We start from the raw sequence: 16,697 nt of genomic DNA, 5'->3' as shown, positions 1-16,697 counted from the left end.
ACGGTTTATCTACCTAGGATTGAGCGACCATCAGCTCATTTTCTGATACTACGATGGCGTCTTCGTACTGAATGGCCAGCCGAATCGCTTTTAGTCCGACAACGCCCTGCAAAGGCTCCAGGTCGAGGTATTCCAATGTAGGGCTAATCCGGTTCTGTTCCTGTAATAAAGTGATTAAGGGAAGATAATCCGCGATTTCCTGCTGATGGGTATAGACTAGGGCAATGTGGTCGGGTTGGGTCAGGCGTTCGTTCGTACCGCGAACGAGGGCCTTGTCAATCCGTTTTTTAATGACTTCGTACCGAATGCTGTAGGAGCCTTCTACGTCAAAGCGGTGTTCATCTTCCCGGAAACTGATGTTCACGGGCTGGGAATGAGCCAGAATCAACTGCGTCGTTTGCAGGGGTCGCGGCAGGTGTGGTAACAACCGATGCGTGAGCTGAGCCAGATCCACCATCGACGTCAGTTGCCACAACCGTAACCGCCGTAAGTCATTAGCTACGAAGGGGTTTTGCGGGGAAATCGACTGCCCCACGTAGATATTGTACTCCATACCGTCAGTCCGGTATTTTTCAAAATAGTGCGGATAAACGGCCTGTAATTGCTGTTCTTCCTGCTCAATATACCCGTTAACGGCGGCGTTGATCCAATCCAGACTGCGTTCGTAATTCCGGGAAGCCTGGTGGAAATCACCCGTCTGCGGGTCGGTTTGCTGGAAGTAGTATTCAAGGGCCGGTTCCAGTGTTTTGGAATCGAGCTGCAAACGACGGAAGTACGGGGTAATCTGCTGCGAGAGAAAGAGAAGAATGCTTTCTTCCGTATCGGGCGTCAGATCTTCGAGTAGCTGTTCCCGCCAGTACCGGGTTTGCTGCTGTAATGGCTGGGATCGCTCGGAATCCAGACTGGGTTCCTGCAAGAGCGAGGCAACGGAATCCAATTGCTGGCTCAGGTCCGTACGAATGGCCCAGTGCCGTTCTAGTGACGAATTTCGAATGTCGATGGCTCCGTATAAAGGATATACTTGGGGAAAACGAATGCGGGCCGCTTCCCGATCCGCCGGTTTTTTGCCACCAGCCCGCAGATACTGCCAGGCTACTTCGTTGAATTTCCATTCAACGGCCGGTTGCAAGGTTGTGAATTTTTGTCGAATCAGCCGTTGAATGCGTTTATTGAATTCGCTGATTTGGAAGAGTAATAATTCCCGAACGAGCGGAATGACGCGTTCGACCTTGAAGAGAATTTCGTCGTCCAGAGCATCAGCGTTGGGGCTACCAATTTCGAGCACGCCTACGACCTGATCCGCCGCTTTAATGGGATACAGAATAAAACTTTGCAGGCCATTAGAGACCAGCCGCTGTAACTCGGGCTCCGAAAACTTATTCAGGTTACAGAAAACGTGCGGGTAATCGTGTTGAGCGAGTCGCTCGGCAATGCGTTCCTGCATGGTCTGCTGACTGCCTTCCACCCAGGCTTCGCCGCAGGTTTTCTCAAAATCGGCCATCGCCAGTACAACACTACGACTACCAAAATCGGGGTGAAAAACGTACTGCTGATTAATTTTGATGAAGGGCATTAGACCAATCCGGATGTCGGGTTGCCCACACAAATCTCGCATGGCTTTTTCGAAGCGGCGATAGATCATCTCCTCCGAATCACTCTGCAAGTGTACAAACACCTCTTTGAGTTGCTGAATAGTCTTTTCCTCGGTAATGTCTTCAATCAGAAAAACGCAAAATCCTTTGAGAACAAATTCTCCGAGCAACAGGGGCGAAGGTACGCGATCCAGGGTACGATGACCTTTAGCGAATTCCGTCCATTCGGGCTGTAGAGGCGGCAAGGCAGAGCCCTGGTGTTGCGGCTCGACGAAATTGACGTTTATCGTTAAACGATAGAATTTCGTAACGCCATTGACGACTCGCTGAAACGACAGCGAAGGCGTAAGCTCCTTGATAAAATGAACGCCGTAGCACTTATTCAGAATCAGCTGGTACAGAAACCGTAGCTTCTCTTTGTGATTATGAGCCTCGTCCATCTCCAGCCCTTCAAACGTATGCAAAAGAGCGTTGAATGAATCCGAAGCATGAAACAAGTCTAGCGGAATCGGCAATCCAAAGCCATAGGGTATTTCCTTTTCGTTACTCAATAAGGGTAATACGCTCAGCTTGAGTAGCTGAGCCATGTCTTCCAATTGCTGTGGCGTATACGTTTCGTCAATAGAATCTTCGGAAATGAGTGGCGTAAATTGTTGAAGTAAGTAATCAAATACGTGCGAGCGGGCAGCACTCGTGGACGTAGAACCCTTTTGCTGCTGTAAGTACGCAATAAAGGGTTTAAAGGATAACCTGAACTGTACCGGAAACTCGGCTACTTCAGGGGGTATAGCAGTCGTATCCATACGATATGGATGATTAGTACGTAAACAAGGAGTTAGTATTGAAGTATATAATCTAAACTTTTGACTTTGGGTTCAAATATTCTCAAAATATCGTGTGGAATGTACGAAAAGTGGGTTGGTCGGTCTGTACGCTCCAGCGAAGTGTAAAGAAATTGTACACTAAGGTAGGAGTGGTTTCAAAAATTCGCTCACTGGTCTAAAAATGACTCTAACTATAAAAATTAAAATTTATCTTGAAATTGTCTTATAATAAGTTGTGTGGTTTTTAATTAACTTTTCTATTAGAATACAGTACTAACAGTAAATATTTGTTGTGATACCCCTTAAATTTAACGGGTTTATTTATTATTAAAATTAGGAGTTTTATAGCTATTAATGTAGATTATTAAGAATTATAAACAAATTATAAGGGTGAATTAAAAAGATTTTTATTTTTATGATAGGGAAGAAATATAATGCTTTTTGAGTAATTAAAATCTCTTTATCAAACACATATTCCTCATTCTGTTGACTGTAGTCTACAGACCTCTAAAACTATTCTGAAATCACCCTAAATCTATGGGTATATGATCTGCTCACGTTTAATACAAACCGTAAGTAACGGATAAGATAACTTCTTCTTTATTACTATTTTTTAAAATTTACTGCTGCTTATAAAATCCAAATTCAAGGACTATGTAGGCTCAAATCTAAAATTGAGATTAAAATTTGACGTAAATTTTAGGTATGTGACCCCTTTTTATAAAAGTGAAAGATGTATAAGTATTCGAAGAATACGAGCTATTTATAGCTAAGTATTGCAATGATAGAGGTGAACCTTTATCGGGCTTATCTTTAGGGGTATTAACTGTTTTTGAGATTGTAATTTAGTAAAATGGTAAACTTAACTATTCTATTTTTCCAGTATTTGGGAAAGTAATTGTAGGGTTATTGAGAAGTAAAATTGGTACTTATGAAGCGTAAGTGCAAGAAGTAATTTAGGAGATGGTATGGGTCTTTTTCGAAGTAAACCCTGTCTGATAAAACCGATTTTTATACAAGTAATTCTAAGAAGTAAGTCGCCCGCCGGGATTTGCTTTTGGAAGGTTTTTCGTACCAACTCCTGCTCGCATTTATGGAACCTAAGTACAGAATTGCACTCATCAGTGACCATGCTTCTCCATTGGCCATTTGCGGCGGCGTGGATGCCGGAGGGCAGAATATCGCCGTAGCCGAGCTGGCTCAGCACCTGGCGGATCTGGGTTATACCATTGACATCTTTACCCGCTGGGCGGATGAAAAGCTGCCGCAGGTCATTCAGTGGCAACCGCAAATTCGGGTGGTGCACGTAAAAGCGGGCCCGAAGACCTTTCTGCCGAAAGAAGATTTTTTACCCTACATGCCGGAGTTTACGGCGGAGGTACTACGTTTTTCCAAACGCGAAGGGCATCCGTACCGACTCGTTCATGCCCATTTCTTTCTGTCAGCAATGGTCGCCGCTGATTTGAAAAAAATGCTTGGTATTCCCTTTGTCATTACTTTCCATGCCTTGGGAAAAGTCCGGCGACTCATTCAGGGCGATAGCGATAAATTTCCCGCTTTACGGTTTGATCTGGAAGACTGGGTCATTCGTGAAGCCGATCAGGTGATTGCTCTGTGCCCGCAGGACCGCGACGATCTGCTGACGCTGTACAACGCCGATCCGAATAAGCTAACGATTATCCCGAATGGCTTTAACCCCGGCGAATTTTTCATCACCGATCAAAAGCGGGCACGGGCTAAAGTAGGCCTTCCCGCCGACGAGAAAATCATTTTACAATTAGGCCGGATGGTGCCACGGAAGGGAGTGGCTACCGTCATCGAAGCTCTGGCTCGCCTGAAAAAGCAGTACGGTCAGCAGGCTCGTCTGGTCATTGTGGGCGGGGAATCGGATGTGCCCGATCCGGTCATCACGCCCGAAATTGGTCGGTTACAGCAACTGGCGGAAACCGAAGGAATTGCCGATTTGGTAACCTTTGTGGGCCGGAAAGACCGGGCTCTGCTTCGGTATTATTACAGTGCTTCGGATGTCTTCGTAACCACGCCCTGGTACGAACCCTTCGGTATTACGCCGCTGGAAGCCATGGCCTCGGGTGCTCCGGTCATTGGAGCCAATGTGGGTGGCATCAAGTACACCATCACCGACGGCGAAACCGGCCTGCTGGTACCACCCAAAGATCCCGAGGCTCTGGCCGAAAAATTAAACGAGGTCTTGTCGGATAAAATACTGTCTACTTCACTAAAAGAAAAGGCTTTACAAAACGTACACGCTCAGTTTACCTGGGAAAAAGTAGCCCGGCAAACGGCTCAATTGTACGAACAGTACGCTCTGCCGACCTTTCGTCCGTATCGTCGCAGTCAGAAGGCTATTTTTCTCGACAAAGATGGAACGCTCATTCCCGATATTCCTTACAACGTTGACCCCCGAAAAATCCGCCTGTACCCTGACGCGGGAGAAGCTTTGGCTCGCCTCCAGCGGGCCGGATACCAGATTTTTGTAGTTTCGAATCAGTCGGGTGTGGCGAAGGGATTTTTTCAGGAAGAGGCCTTGACGGGCGTGGAAAGTCGCATTCGTGAACTGTTACTGCCCTGGGGCGTGCAACTGAGCGGATTTTACTATTGCCCGCATTCGCCGCAGGGTTCGGTACCTTCGTACGCCATTGACTGTACCTGCCGAAAACCCTTGCCAGGAATGATTCTGGAAGCGGCCCAGCAACACGGCATTCACCTGTCCGAATCCTGGATGGTGGGCGATATTCTCAACGACATTGAGGCGGGCCGCCGGGCGGGTTGTCGGACCGTACTCATCAACAACGGCAACGAAACCGAATGGGTGCCGGGGGAATTCCGGACGCCTACGCACACGGTTCAATCCCTGAAAGAAATGGCCGATAGCATCCTGAATCCAGTCGTGATTCCGGTGGCACCGCGACTGCTGCAACGACCCATTCAAGCGTAGGACAAGGCTATGACAAAGACGTGGCAAAACGCTCGCAACTTGTTGTGCATCCGGCTGGATAACATGGGCGATGTGCTGATGACGACGCCCGCGTTTCGGGCCCTGAAAGAAGGGCTCCCACAGGTTCGGCTCACCTTGCTGACTTCCTCCGTAGGGGCGGCCATTGCTTCGTTTATTCCCGAGGTTGATGAGGTGATGACCTTCGATGTTCCGTGGATGAAAGGGGCTTCGGGGGAAGCTTCCACGGCCGTAAACGATCTGGTGCAGCAATTGAAAGCAAGGAATTTCGACGGAGCCATTCTCTTTACTGTACAGAGTCAAAATCCATTGCCGACCGCTCTGATCTGTTACCTGGCGAGTATCCCGCGATTGCTGGGCTACTGCCGGGAAAATCCTTATCAGCTAATGTCGGATTGGGTACCGGATCCTGAAATTCTGTACGCCACCCGTCACGAAGTAGAACGGCAACTGCATCTGGTCGCCCGGATTGGATGCATTACCGAAAATCAACGTTTATCGGTTAGCGTTAGTGGAAACGTCCGACCACGGGTTCGGGCGTATCTGGATCAAATCGGTCTGCATCGCGACAAACCCTGGCTGGTGCTGCACGCCGGGGTCAGTGAAGAGAAACGTCGCTATCCGGCTGAAGGCTATCTGGAAGCCTGTCAGGAACTTATTCAGGAGCAAGCTTTTCAGGTGGTGTTGACGGGAAACGCTTCCGAAAAAAACTACGTCGCCACCTTACAGCAAACCCTGGGTAACCGGGCTTTTGCCCTAGCGGGTGATCTATCGCTCGAATGGTTTATCGCCTTGATGGCCGAGGCTCCGGTGCTGGTTTCCAACAATACGGGGCCGGTACACATCGCCGCCGCCCTCGGGACGCCAGTGGTGGTTTTGTACGCCATGACCAACCCGCAGCATACGCCCTGGCTGGTCGAAAACCGGGTATTGTATTTCGAAGTGCCCGAAGCCCTACGTTCCCGAAACGTGCTATTACAGCAGTTTCCCGGTACAGCCGAGCCGAAGGCCTCGCCCCAACGAATTGTCGAGTCGGTACGGGCTGTAATGCGTCCCGTAGAAAAGGCGGTATAACCGCAGCGACTCAATCCATCTAAACCCATTTTTAATCCATGTACACGCTAGGAATCAACGCTGCGTTTCACGATCCGGCCGCTGCTCTCGTCAAAGACGGAGTAGTGCTGGCCGCCGCCGAAGAAGAACGCTTTACGCACATTAAACACGGCAAACGGCCCATTCCTTTTTCTACGTACGAACTGCCGTATCATGCCATTGATTTCTGTCTGAAAAAAGCCGGAATCACGCTGGCCGAAGTGGATCACATCGCCTATTCGTTTGATCCGTATATGCAGCTAGGGGAGCAGTCACAGGCCGAAACGTTACAGATTCCGCTGAAACCCACGGCTTCGACGGGTAACTGGACTAATCCCTGGGATTCGCTGTTTTTGTCGTCCATCGTTAATGCTCCGGGGCATTTGGTGGATGGCGTACCGCTGCACTTGGCGGCCCGATTCAAAGGAGCTTCCCGACTGGGACCGTACCAGTGGCATTTTACCAATCACCATTTATCCCACGCGGCGAGTGCCTTCCTGCCCAGTCCGTATACAAACGCGGCGGTACTGGTGTTGGATGGTCGCGGGGAGGTGGCTACGACGAGTTACTGGCACGGGCAGGGCAATCAGATGACCCTGCTCGGGGAGGTAACCATGCCGCATTCCCTGGGACTGATGTACGAGCAGATGACTACCTATCTCGGCTTTTTGCACTCGTCGGATGAGTACAAGGTGATGGCCCTGGCTTCGTTTGGTAATCCCGTCTACAAAGATTATTTCAAGGGCCTGATTCATTTAAAAGAAGAGGGTCAGTACACCATCGATCCACTCAACTTGGAAGCCACGTTTGGTCCGGCCCGCGAGAAGGGTGGCCCACTGGAGCAGATGCATTACGACATTGCTCATTCGGTGCAGGTAGTGCTGGAAGAGACGGTACTCGAATTGCTCCAGTTTTTGTACGAAAAGACGAAAGCGGATTCGGTATGTCTAGCCGGTGGAGTCGCTCTAAACTGCGTGATGAACGCTCGTCTGCGGGATCGCGGTCCATTCAAAAACATCTGGGTACAACCCGCCGCTGGGGATGCCGGTACGGCTCTGGGAGCGGCGATGTGGATTGATGCCCAGCAACGCAAAACCGAGGAGCGGAACTACGAAATGGAACACGTATACCTCGGTCCCAGCTATTCGGACGAGGAAATCGAGCAGTTTCTGCAATGGTCGAAACTCCCTTACCGCCGCCTGGACAACGTAGCGGAAGAAGTAGCCGAGTATCTGGCCGAAGGAAACATCATCGGCTGGTTCCAGCAGGGGATGGAATTTGGTCCGCGTGCCCTGGGGGCCCGGTCGTTGTTGGCGGCTCCGTTCCCGGCGGAAATGCAGGCTCGCCTCAATGACCTGAAAGACCGGGAAGATTTCCGTCCCGTAGCCCCGGTAGTACTGGAAGAAGAAGCCGACGCCTGGTTTATCAATTCCCGAAAATCACCGTTTATGTTGTTTGTAAACGATGTCCGCGAGGAAAAAGTAGACGCCATTCCCGCCGTAACGCACACCGACGGCACAGCTCGGGTACAAACCATCAATCCGCAGCAGAATCCGGCTTACTATAACCTGATCAAGTCGTTTTACGAAAAAACGGGCGTGCCCATCCTGGTCAATACTTCGTTCAATACGCGTGGGGAACCCGTAGTGTGCTCTCCCCGCGACGCTGTAGAATCGTTCTGGACGTCTCCGCTCGATGCTTTGATTATTGGCAGTTTCATGCTCGAAAAGAATCCCAAAACTGCGGAGGTGAGTTTTCAGTCCTCCGTTTACAATTTTCAGTAATGAGCTCTGCTCACCCCGATTTATAATCGGAACGAGCAGGTGAGTAAGCAAACAACTGTAAACTGAAGACCGAAAACTGCAAACTGAAAAACTGAGATGCAACTTTCCGTAATCATTCCCACGTTCCGTCGACCCGAACTACTGAAGCGGTGCCTGCAAGCGTTAACCCACCAGACGCTGGACCCAGCGGCGTACGAAATTCTGGTGGTGGATGATGACAACGACATTTCCACGCGGGTGCAGGTGTTGAGCATCGCTGCTCATACCAACGTACGGATTCGGTATTATGGACAGCCCCAGCGTCGTGGTCCGGCCGCTGCCCGAAACCGGGGCTGGCAGCAAGCCCGCTCGCCCTACGTGGCCTTTACCGATGACGACTGTATACCCGATTCCAACTGGCTGAACGTACTACTTGATGCCTTTGCTCAGGGAGCCCAGGTGATTACGGGCCGGGTAGTCGTACCACTTTCAGAAGCTCCCACGGATTACGACCGCACGACGGCTCTGCTGGAAACGGCTGAGTTCGTTACGGCCAACTGTGCCTGTATCCGCTCGTTGCTGGAGCAGGTGGGTGGACTAGAAGAGCAGTTCGACCGGGCCTGGCGAGAAGACAGCGACCTGCAATTCAAGTTCATTCAGCACGGCATTCCGATTGTGAAATCCAATCAGGCTGTGATTATCCATCCCATTCGAAGTGCGAAATGTTGGGGTTGCTTGAAAGACGAAAGCAAAAACCGCTACGATGCCCTCCTGTACAAACGCCATCCCCAACTGTTCCGCGAACGCATTCCAACGTACGCTCCGCTGGTGCGATTGTACTATACCCTTGTGGTGAGTTTTCTGCTGGGACTAGGGAGTGGACTGGCGGGAGCGGGTACGGTCAGCACTGTAGCTTTTGCGATCTGGGCTCTCGGAACGCTGATCCTAGTGGGCTGGCGATTGCGAAATACGGCTCAGCCCCTGCGGCATTTGCCCACTACACTCGTGTCGGCTCTGGCGACGCCCTTTTTATCTATTTACTGGCGACTCTACGGAGCCGTTCAATACCGGGTCTTGTATGCCTGATATCAGTATTGTAATTGTCACCCGCAACCGGGTAGAGGCTTTAATACAAACCCTGAATACCTTGCTCCAATTGCCCGAGCAACCGCCCATTTTTGTCGTCGACAATCAATCGACGGATGATACGGTGGTTCGGGTTCGTACGCTCTTCCCGGAAGTAACGCTGTTGGCTTTACCCGAAAACTGCGGAGCTGCGGCCCGTAACCGGGGCGTTGCGGCTACGCAAACGCCCTACGTAGCCTTTTGCGATGACGACTCGTACTGGGCTCCTAGAGCATTGACAAAGGCAGTGGCGTACTTCGAAGCGTATCCCAGGGTGGCTCTACTGGCCGGGAAAGTGCTGGTAGGACCGGAGCACACACTCGATCCGGTCTGTGAGGCTCTGGCCAGCAGTCCGCTGGCTCCGTTGGTTCGGATGCCAGGACCAGCCATTCTGGGTTTTCTGGCCTGTGGGGCGATAATCCGTAAAACGGCTTTCGAAGCCGTGGGTGGCTTTGAACAATGTTTTGGTATTGGAGGAGAAGAAGAATTATTAGCTGTTGATTTGGTAACGAAGGGTTGGGGATTGACGTACGTCGATGATCTCATCGGGTATCATTTTCCGGCTGAATCCCGAAATCCGGATCGGCGAATGCAGGTACAAACCCGCAATACGCTCTGGTTTTACAGTCTGCGGCGGCCCTGGCCCCGCGTAGCCGGGCAGTGGCTCCGAACGGGCCTACACGCTGTAGCGGATGCAAACGCCCGCAAAGGCTGGCTGGAAGCTTTTAAAAGAATACCCGAAATCTGGGCACAGCGGCGGGTGGTACCGCCGGGAATTGAAGAGCAGATCCGTTTACTTGATTGAGCTATGGACAAACTTACTTCTACGTTAGGACATACGCCGGAACGCATTGCCGTGTTTCGAGCCCTGAAAGTCGGCGACCTGCTTTGTGCCGTACCCGCCTTTCGGGCCCTGCGGCGGGCTTTCCCAAACGCTCAGATCAGTTTAATCAGCTTGCCTTGGGCCGAAGAATTTGTGCGAAGGTACGCTGCGTATTTCGATGAATTCATTCCCTTCCCGGGTTATCCTGGTTTGCCTGAACAACCCCTGGACGCTTCGCGTACCGTAGCTTTTTTACAGGAAATGCAGGGTCGAAACTTCGATGTCGTTCTGCAAATGCAGGGCAACGGTACGATTGTCAATGCCATGGTACTGTTGCTGGGAGCGAAAGCCACGGCGGGGTATTATCCGACGCAACACGCCGAGCAATTTTGTCCGGACGAACAATTGTTTATGTCGTATCCGCAGGACGAACACGAGGTAAAGCGGCACGTACGATTGATGGAATTTCTCGGTATACCGACGCAGGGTTTCTCATTGGAATTTCCGCTGACCGAAGCCGATGCCCAGCGGGCGGAAGCTCTGTCCGCATGGCCTGAAATAACTCAGCAACCATTCGTTTGTATTCACCCCGGCGGTATATCCGCTCGCCGTTGGCCCGCTTCACATTTTGCTAAAGTCGCCGATGCACTGGTAGCTCAAGGCTATACGGTAGTGCTGACGGGTACGCAGCCTGAACAACAAACGGTGGAGGAGGTTCGTCAGCAAATGCTTTATCCGGCTATATCCGTGGCGGGGGCCACGGATTTGGGGAGTCTTGGTTGGATCCTGCGGCAATCGTCGCTGTTGTTGAGTAACGATACGGGAGTAGCTCACCTGGCGGTTGCCTTGCAGGTACCCAGCGTAGTGATCTACACGACGTCCCGCCCCGAAGAATGGGGGGGCCTGAATGCAGAACGGCACCGGCCTATACGCGAAGCCCAGGCAACCGACCCCGAGCGAGTCATCGAAGAGGCTATGAAGCTGTTGGCGTATCAGGGGTGTAAGGTTTGAGGTTTAAGCGAGCGATGCTGTAGTGTAGGGTTTAAAGTTTGAATAATCGATAGTATCCCTAGCTGCTCAAATACTCAAACTTTAAATCTCAAACCCTCAAAACATCATCACCGGTCTACCGACTACCTCGGCAAATACCGCATTCCAGTCCCGAACAAATCGTTCTTTGCCAAAACGGTCCTGAGCCAGTTTTCGGGCATTGGCTCCCATGCGTTGGGCTTCTTCCGGATGATCGATCAGAAACTGCATGCGTTCAATCAAAACCTCGGGGTCGTTGGAAATAAAGCCTTGAACACCATCTTCAATCACCGTAGGAATCTCGGTAGTGGCCAGAGCTACCACGGGCATCCCAATGGTCAGGGCCTCGACCACCGCCAGCGGCAGACTCGTATACCGCATGGGACTAAACAGAAATCGGTATTCCGCCACCCGCTGGTGCAGGTAGCGGTAATGAATTTCACCGAGACCGCCGATTTCATCGGACTTCATCCCGACGGTCGTCAGTGGGACGCGTTGCCGGGCCTGTTCGTACAGGTCAAAACCCACCATTCGCCCGCGTCGTTTGAATTCGTTGAGTACGGTAATTCCCTGCGAAAGATGGCCGGAATACCGAAGGTCGGGGTCAATGGCAACGTTGTGTTCAACGACCCGCGTGCGTGTTCTGCCGCAATCCCACATCAGACGATTGAAATGCGTGACGTGTACTACTAGCACATTCGGATCGTTCACGGGATGTTTTGAAAAGACCGGATGGGGCTCGGGAGCATTGTGCTCCAGATAAATGCGGGGTAATTGCCGCTGGGTTTCCGTCAGGATTTCGTACTGATCGTGCTGATAATTCTGAGGTGTCTGAAAAATAATCAGATCGAGGGGAAGGTGGCGTACTTCCTCGGCGGGAACTTCCCGGACGTAACCCGGCATCGTAGAATCCTTTCCCCGGCCTGCGTACCCTTCTGGGGAACCGACTTTTGTTGGAACGTACCAGTTATGTTCTGTCTGCGTAATACCGGTTAAATAGCTGCCGTGAATGTGCCAAATTAAAATGTTTAACGGTCGCATGAAATTGAGGTTGATGGATCGATACGTATAGGTAAGTAAACAGATCTATAAAAAAGATGAACCACTTCGCACAGGAGTAAATAAAAATATAAAAGGCAATAAGTAGAATTATTACTGATAGGTTACCGTAAGTGTTGAATTTACGTTAAATAGATATGGTATTGATTTTTATTCATTTGTGAACGGATGAATAGATTACTATCAAACTGACTTATCTGAATGAAAATTATGTGGAATAAAGTTTGCCTTCTGGGCGGACTATTACTGGCTTCTTTTACATTGAAAGCCCAGCAAACGATTTTTAATGTACCCTCCTCGGACATTACTCCTAAGCGAAAGATTTTAGCCCAGCAACAAGTAGATTTTAGCCGGGAAGAATTTCGTTCATCGACAACCTTTAACTACGGGTTAGGGAAAAACTGGGAAGTAGGAGCGAACCTGTACAATCTTGAATATATGCCTCAGGAAGGTAGCTGGCTTCATAACGACACGACGACGCAGATGCCCTACGCCCCATTGTTACTCTTGAATGCACAAAAGGTATTTGATCTGACCGACGAAATTCATGTGGGTTTGGGCGGGCATACGGGCTTAAACCTAGCCGCCGAGCATCATACAAAATGGCTTGGGTTTGCGTACGCGAACCTGGGTGGAAGCTTTCAGGATGACCGTTACAAGCTAGTCGTGGGGACGTATACGGGTACCCGTCGGTACCTCGGTGATGGGGCCTTGGTAGGGGCACATCTGGGTTTTGATATTGGAATTATCAACCAGAAATTCCACCTATTGGGCGATTGGGCTTCGGGTACGCATGAATATGGACAACTGATTGTAGGAGCGGAAGTGTACCTGACCAAACACTTGCCCCTGGCGATCGGTTGGCGGCGGAATAATGAAAACGGTGACCAGGGAGTAGTGATACAGTTGACCTATACGCCAAAGTAAACAAAAGCTAATCTACTGACTTTGAAAATTTATTGATTATTGATTTAATGATCAGATAAATACTAATGTATTGTTCCATTAACAGGTGTATAATTTATAAATAAAAACTTCTAGTCGTAGTTTTAACTAGGAATAGGTAATTAGAATACAAGTTTTTTAAAATCCTTTCAATAAAAGTATAAAATGAATACTGTTATCATTGGATAATGGGATTAGAACACTATGGTTAATTGCTTTTTTAAATGTGTTGAGGGGATTGCTCAATCGATTAGTAGGTATGGATTTTTCGCAGTTAGTAGATACTTATTTTAATACGCTGTTTCATCGAATACTGCCTTATTTATTATCCATTTTAACCTGAAATAGAATATGGTATTTCAACGAAAGTATTCCGTTGAGGAAACGATTAATCCTCAGCCTAGCGGATCAGGTCAGGTCAATATTGGCTCTACCGAACGTATGATCTCTGCCTTTAGTGGAGCTCTTTTGACCTTCTACGCCATTCGTCGTCCGGTCAAACACTGGGCTTTGCTATCGGCGGGTGGCTATATGCTGTATCGCGGCCTTTCGGGCTATTGTCCCATGAATCAGGCCGTGGGCCGTAATACGTCTGATAAGGAAATTGAGTCACTGCAAATCAGCCGTACGGTAACCGTAAACCGACCCCGCTCGAAGGTATACGCTTTCTGGCGACAACTGGATAATCTACCCCGATTTATGCAGCACCTAGCGAGTGTAACACCGCTTGATACCAAGCGTTCTCACTGGGTAGCAGCGGTTCCCAAAGGTTTAGGTACCATCGAGTGGGATGCTGAAATACTGGAAGAAGTGGAAAATGAACGACTGGTCTGGCGTTCGGTAGCGGAAGCCACCGTCGATAATGCGGGAGAGGTCTACTTTAAAGATGCCCCCGGCGGGCAAGGTACTGAAATTCACGCCATCATTCGGTATCAGGCACCAGCGGGTTACGCCGGACAAGCCTTGGCTTCGCTGTTCAATCCTGCGTTTGGTCAGATGGTCAAAGAAGACCTGCGTCGCTTTAAAAATTTGCTTGAAACGGGCGAATTGCCGGTGAGTGAAGCCCAGTATTCCGGCCAACGTGTATCCGATAAAACCGAACCATCTAAAAAGCAAGAAATCTATGAGAGCCCTGTGTTATAATGGAATCCGCGATCTGCGGGTCGAGAACGTCCCCGATCCAGGGATCATCAATCCCCACGACGCCATTATTCGCGTTACCCTGTCGTCCGTATGTGGCTCCGATCTGCATTTAATTAACGGCTACGTTCCCACGGTTCAGTCGGGCGATATTTTGGGTCATGAGTTCATCGGTGAAGTGGTGGAAACGGGTCCACAAGTTAAGAAACTTAAAAAAGGTGACCGTGTAGTCGTCGCTTCAGTGATTGCCTGTGGGGAATGTCAGCATTGCCAAGAACAGTCGTTTTCGCTTTGTGACAACACCAATCCGAATGCGTACATAGCCGAAAAAATGTTCGGTGATTCCGGGGCTGCCATCTTCGGATACTCGCATGCCTTTGGCGGATACGCGGGGAGTCATGCCGAATACATTCGGGTACCTTTTGCCGAAAAAGGCTGTTTCGTAATCCCTGAAGGCATCGCCGATGATTCAGCCGTATTCTGTTCGGATGCCTTTCCCACGGGATTCATGGCGGCGGATATGGCCGATATTAAACCCGGTCAGGTGGTTGCCGTTTGGGGTTGCGGTGGGGTAGGACAGATGGCCATCCAGAGTGCTCGTCTGCTCGGAGCCGAACGAGTCATTGCGATTGACGGTCACGAAGAACGCCTCCGAACCGCTCAAATGATCGGGGGAGCTACCGATATTTTGAATTACAAAAAAGTAAATATTCAGGATGCCCTCAAAGAGCTGACCGGTGGCCGTGGCCCCGACGTCTGTATTGATGCCGTAGGTATGGAAGCTTTCGGCGAGGGAATTGGCTACTACTACGATCGGGCCAAACAATATGTACGCCTGGAAAACGACCGTCCGGTGGTGCTACGGGAAGCCATTATGGCCTGCCGCAAAGGAGGTACCGTTTCCATCGTGGGTGTCTATAGCGGCTTTGCCGACAAAATCCCGATGGGAGCAGCCATGAATAAGGCTCTGACATTTAAGATGGGGCAGATGCACGCTCAAAGATATATTCCGCGACTGCTCGAATACGTACGGGATGGCAAGGTAGACCCTTCGTACCTAATTACGCACCGGGTGGGGCTGGAACAGGGACAGCAGGCCTATGACCTGTTCTACGAGAGCCGTGACCACTGTATGCGAGCCGTTTTTGTTCCCTAAAACAGGTTGGATCGGCCATGATTCAGGGAGCATGACCGATCCAATTCTTTCTAAAAATAATGAGCCGAATTGACTATACTCCTAACTAAATCTATTGCTTATGCGTACGTTATCAGTAGCGGGTCCGACGTTTCTGACCGATAAACGGAAAGTTACGACCACAGGTGAGTTTTCGCAACAGGCGTCCGACCTGCTGTCCGGCACAGGTGAGTTTACAAAAACAGCCGTTATTGGCGATGATTACTGGACGGATATCTTAGTCGATATCCATACGGGCCAATTATACGCTGTATATGTGGCGGGGCAGGGTACCCCTTTTTATTCGGAAATTCAATACGTTGAACTGTCCCGCCAGGACGTTCCCGAAGCTTGGGAGGCTGCCCAAAGTGGAACCGCCTCTGAATAGTTCGTATCACATTTACAATCCATCCCACTTTATCCGATAAACGAATGAAAACTGTGATGCTTGTCACGGGTCTGCTGCTGAGCTTTACGCTGCAGGCTCAAAAAAATCGCCAGGAACGAACCGAATCCACCTATGATACCACCATGCGGGTAACCAACCGGAAGCCCGTAAAAATGGATCCTACTAAAGACATTGTACAGAACATCAACAACTCGCACCTGTTTTACAGTTTTATGACCGCCATTCGGGGTGTGGGGCTGGTTCAGACCTTACAGGGGCCTGGTCCGTTTACTGTATTCGCTCCCACGGATTCCGCTTTTCAAGGATCTTCACAAGTTCATCCCTTAATGGAAGACGATAATCACGTTGCTGAGCTTAAGAAAATCATGTCTTTACACATTGTACCGGGTAAATGGACGATACGTAGTTTGCAGGAAGCTTTGAAGAAAGGAAACGGTCAAGTCGCCCTGGTGACGCTGGACGGAGAGAAAATTATGGTCCTACAAAAAGGTAAACAACTGGCTATTCAGGATCGGAAAGGAACGTTGGCGTATTTAAGTCCAACGGATCAATTGCAGAAAAACGGTGTCATTCACATGGTGAATGCAATTTTGAGACCCTAACGAAGGTACTGTTAAAGGCACTTTTCTATAGTTTCTAATTCCAGTAAAATCAGGTCAATTCTACAAGTTTTCAAGGCCGGATAGATTGACATATGTTAGAATCTACTTCGAGTCAACGCTCGCTTTCTACAGAAAGTGAGCGTTTT

The 16,697-nt window shown here is 49.8% G+C and carries 13 protein-coding genes; 11 read left to right on the top strand and 2 right to left on the bottom strand.

All coding sequences use genetic code 11. From position 1 onward, the window contains the following. Positions 1 to 13 precede the first annotated feature (13 nt). Positions 14 to 2,395, bottom strand: a complete 2,382-nt coding sequence (locus tag C5O19_RS11030) for a GAF domain-containing protein (protein ID WP_104712067.1) — start codon at positions 2,393 to 2,395, stop codon at positions 14 to 16. Positions 2,396 to 3,509: 1,114 nt separating this feature from the next. Here C5O19_RS11030 and C5O19_RS11025 point away from each other — a divergent pair. The 6 genes from C5O19_RS11025 to C5O19_RS11000 all read left to right on the top strand — a co-directional run bounded on the left by C5O19_RS11025 (position 3,510) and on the right by C5O19_RS11000 (position 11,204). Next, positions 3,510 to 5,372, top strand: coding sequence for an HAD-IIIA family hydrolase (locus C5O19_RS11025; RefSeq protein WP_133163347.1), 1,863 nt, complete (start codon positions 3,510 to 3,512; stop codon positions 5,370 to 5,372). Between the two features lie 9 nt (positions 5,373 to 5,381). Further along, positions 5,382 to 6,464 carry a glycosyltransferase family 9 protein gene (locus C5O19_RS11020; protein ID WP_104712065.1) on the top strand — a complete coding sequence of 361 codons (1,083 nt, stop codon included), beginning with the start codon at positions 5,382 to 5,384 and terminating at the stop codon, positions 6,462 to 6,464. A 38-nt stretch (positions 6,465 to 6,502) separates the two neighbouring features. Beyond that, positions 6,503 to 8,266, top strand: a complete 1,764-nt coding sequence (locus C5O19_RS11015) for a carbamoyltransferase family protein (protein WP_104712064.1) — start codon at positions 6,503 to 6,505, stop codon at positions 8,264 to 8,266. A gap of 96 nt (positions 8,267 to 8,362) precedes the next feature. Then, positions 8,363 to 9,331 carry a glycosyltransferase family 2 protein gene (locus C5O19_RS11010; protein ID WP_104712063.1) on the top strand — a complete coding sequence of 323 codons (969 nt, stop codon included), beginning with the start codon at positions 8,363 to 8,365 and terminating at the stop codon, positions 9,329 to 9,331. Continuing rightward, positions 9,324 to 10,175: a glycosyltransferase family 2 protein gene (locus C5O19_RS11005; protein ID WP_104712062.1), complete on the top strand. Its 852-nt coding sequence runs from the start codon at positions 9,324 to 9,326 to the stop codon at positions 10,173 to 10,175. Before C5O19_RS11010 ends, C5O19_RS11005 begins: the two co-directional genes overlap by 8 nt. 3 nt (positions 10,176 to 10,178) lie before the next feature. Further along, positions 10,179 to 11,204 carry a glycosyltransferase family 9 protein gene (locus tag C5O19_RS11000; protein WP_104712061.1) on the top strand — a complete coding sequence of 342 codons (1,026 nt, stop codon included), beginning with the start codon at positions 10,179 to 10,181 and terminating at the stop codon, positions 11,202 to 11,204. Between the two features lie 96 nt (positions 11,205 to 11,300). Here the strand turns inward: C5O19_RS11000 and C5O19_RS10995 are convergent, their stop codons facing one another. Beyond that, positions 11,301 to 12,263, bottom strand: coding sequence for a glycosyltransferase (locus tag C5O19_RS10995; RefSeq protein ID WP_104712060.1), 963 nt, complete (start codon positions 12,261 to 12,263; stop codon positions 11,301 to 11,303). 228 nt (positions 12,264 to 12,491) lie between these two features. Here C5O19_RS10995 and C5O19_RS10990 point away from each other — a divergent pair, with 228 nt between their 5' ends. The 5 genes from C5O19_RS10990 (at position 12,492) to C5O19_RS10970 (ending at position 16,551) form a co-directional block, all read left to right on the top strand. Beyond that, positions 12,492 to 13,208 (top strand): hypothetical protein, encoded by a 717-nt coding sequence (locus tag C5O19_RS10990; RefSeq protein ID WP_104714059.1) that lies wholly within the window; start codon positions 12,492 to 12,494, stop codon positions 13,206 to 13,208. Positions 13,209 to 13,577: 369 nt separating this feature from the next. Then, positions 13,578 to 14,369: an SRPBCC family protein gene (locus tag C5O19_RS10985; RefSeq protein ID WP_104712059.1), complete on the top strand. Its 792-nt coding sequence runs from the start codon at positions 13,578 to 13,580 to the stop codon at positions 14,367 to 14,369. Further along, positions 14,350 to 15,522, top strand: coding sequence for a zinc-dependent alcohol dehydrogenase (locus C5O19_RS10980; RefSeq protein WP_104712058.1), 1,173 nt, complete (start codon positions 14,350 to 14,352; stop codon positions 15,520 to 15,522). The genes C5O19_RS10985 and C5O19_RS10980 overlap by 20 nt, the downstream gene beginning before the upstream one ends. 100 nt (positions 15,523 to 15,622) lie before the next feature. Beyond that, entirely contained in the window at positions 15,623 to 15,928 is a 306-nt protein-coding gene (locus C5O19_RS10975; RefSeq protein WP_104712057.1) for a hypothetical protein, read from the top strand. 44 nt (positions 15,929 to 15,972) lie between these two features. Next, positions 15,973 to 16,551, top strand: coding sequence for a fasciclin domain-containing protein (locus tag C5O19_RS10970; RefSeq protein ID WP_104712056.1), 579 nt, complete (start codon positions 15,973 to 15,975; stop codon positions 16,549 to 16,551). Positions 16,552 to 16,697: the final 146 nt, after the last annotated feature.

The sequence above is a fragment of the Siphonobacter curvatus genome, from assembly GCF_002943425.1.
GTDB classification, from domain to species: Bacteria; Bacteroidota; Bacteroidia; order Cytophagales; family Spirosomataceae; genus Siphonobacter; species Siphonobacter curvatus.
This window is presented reverse-complemented; position numbering and strand designations above follow the sequence as displayed.

What these genes read in the sequence shown, in the direction of transcription:
- C5O19_RS11030 (WP_104712067.1), bottom strand. Translation starts at nt 2,395, where the DNA reads ATGGATACGACTGCTATACCCCCTGAAGTAGCCGAGTTTCCGGTACAG.
- C5O19_RS11015 (WP_104712064.1), top strand. Translation starts at nt 6,503, where the DNA reads ATGTACACGCTAGGAATCAACGCTGCGTTTCACGATCCGGCCGCTGCT.
- C5O19_RS11000 (WP_104712061.1), top strand. Translation starts at nt 10,179, where the DNA reads ATGGACAAACTTACTTCTACGTTAGGACATACGCCGGAACGCATTGCC.
- C5O19_RS11010 (WP_104712063.1), top strand. Translation starts at nt 8,363, where the DNA reads ATGCAACTTTCCGTAATCATTCCCACGTTCCGTCGACCCGAACTACTG.
- C5O19_RS10990 (WP_104714059.1), top strand. Translation starts at nt 12,492, where the DNA reads ATGTGGAATAAAGTTTGCCTTCTGGGCGGACTATTACTGGCTTCTTTT.
- C5O19_RS10970 (WP_104712056.1), top strand. Translation starts at nt 15,973, where the DNA reads ATGAAAACTGTGATGCTTGTCACGGGTCTGCTGCTGAGCTTTACGCTG.
- C5O19_RS11025 (WP_133163347.1), top strand. Translation starts at nt 3,510, where the DNA reads ATGGAACCTAAGTACAGAATTGCACTCATCAGTGACCATGCTTCTCCA.
- C5O19_RS11020 (WP_104712065.1), top strand. Translation starts at nt 5,382, where the DNA reads ATGACAAAGACGTGGCAAAACGCTCGCAACTTGTTGTGCATCCGGCTG.
- C5O19_RS10985 (WP_104712059.1), top strand. Translation starts at nt 13,578, where the DNA reads ATGGTATTTCAACGAAAGTATTCCGTTGAGGAAACGATTAATCCTCAG.
- C5O19_RS10975 (WP_104712057.1), top strand. Translation starts at nt 15,623, where the DNA reads ATGCGTACGTTATCAGTAGCGGGTCCGACGTTTCTGACCGATAAACGG.
- C5O19_RS10995 (WP_104712060.1), bottom strand. Translation starts at nt 12,263, where the DNA reads ATGCGACCGTTAAACATTTTAATTTGGCACATTCACGGCAGCTATTTA.
- C5O19_RS11005 (WP_104712062.1), top strand. Translation starts at nt 9,324, where the DNA reads ATGCCTGATATCAGTATTGTAATTGTCACCCGCAACCGGGTAGAGGCT.
- C5O19_RS10980 (WP_104712058.1), top strand. Translation starts at nt 14,350, where the DNA reads ATGAGAGCCCTGTGTTATAATGGAATCCGCGATCTGCGGGTCGAGAAC.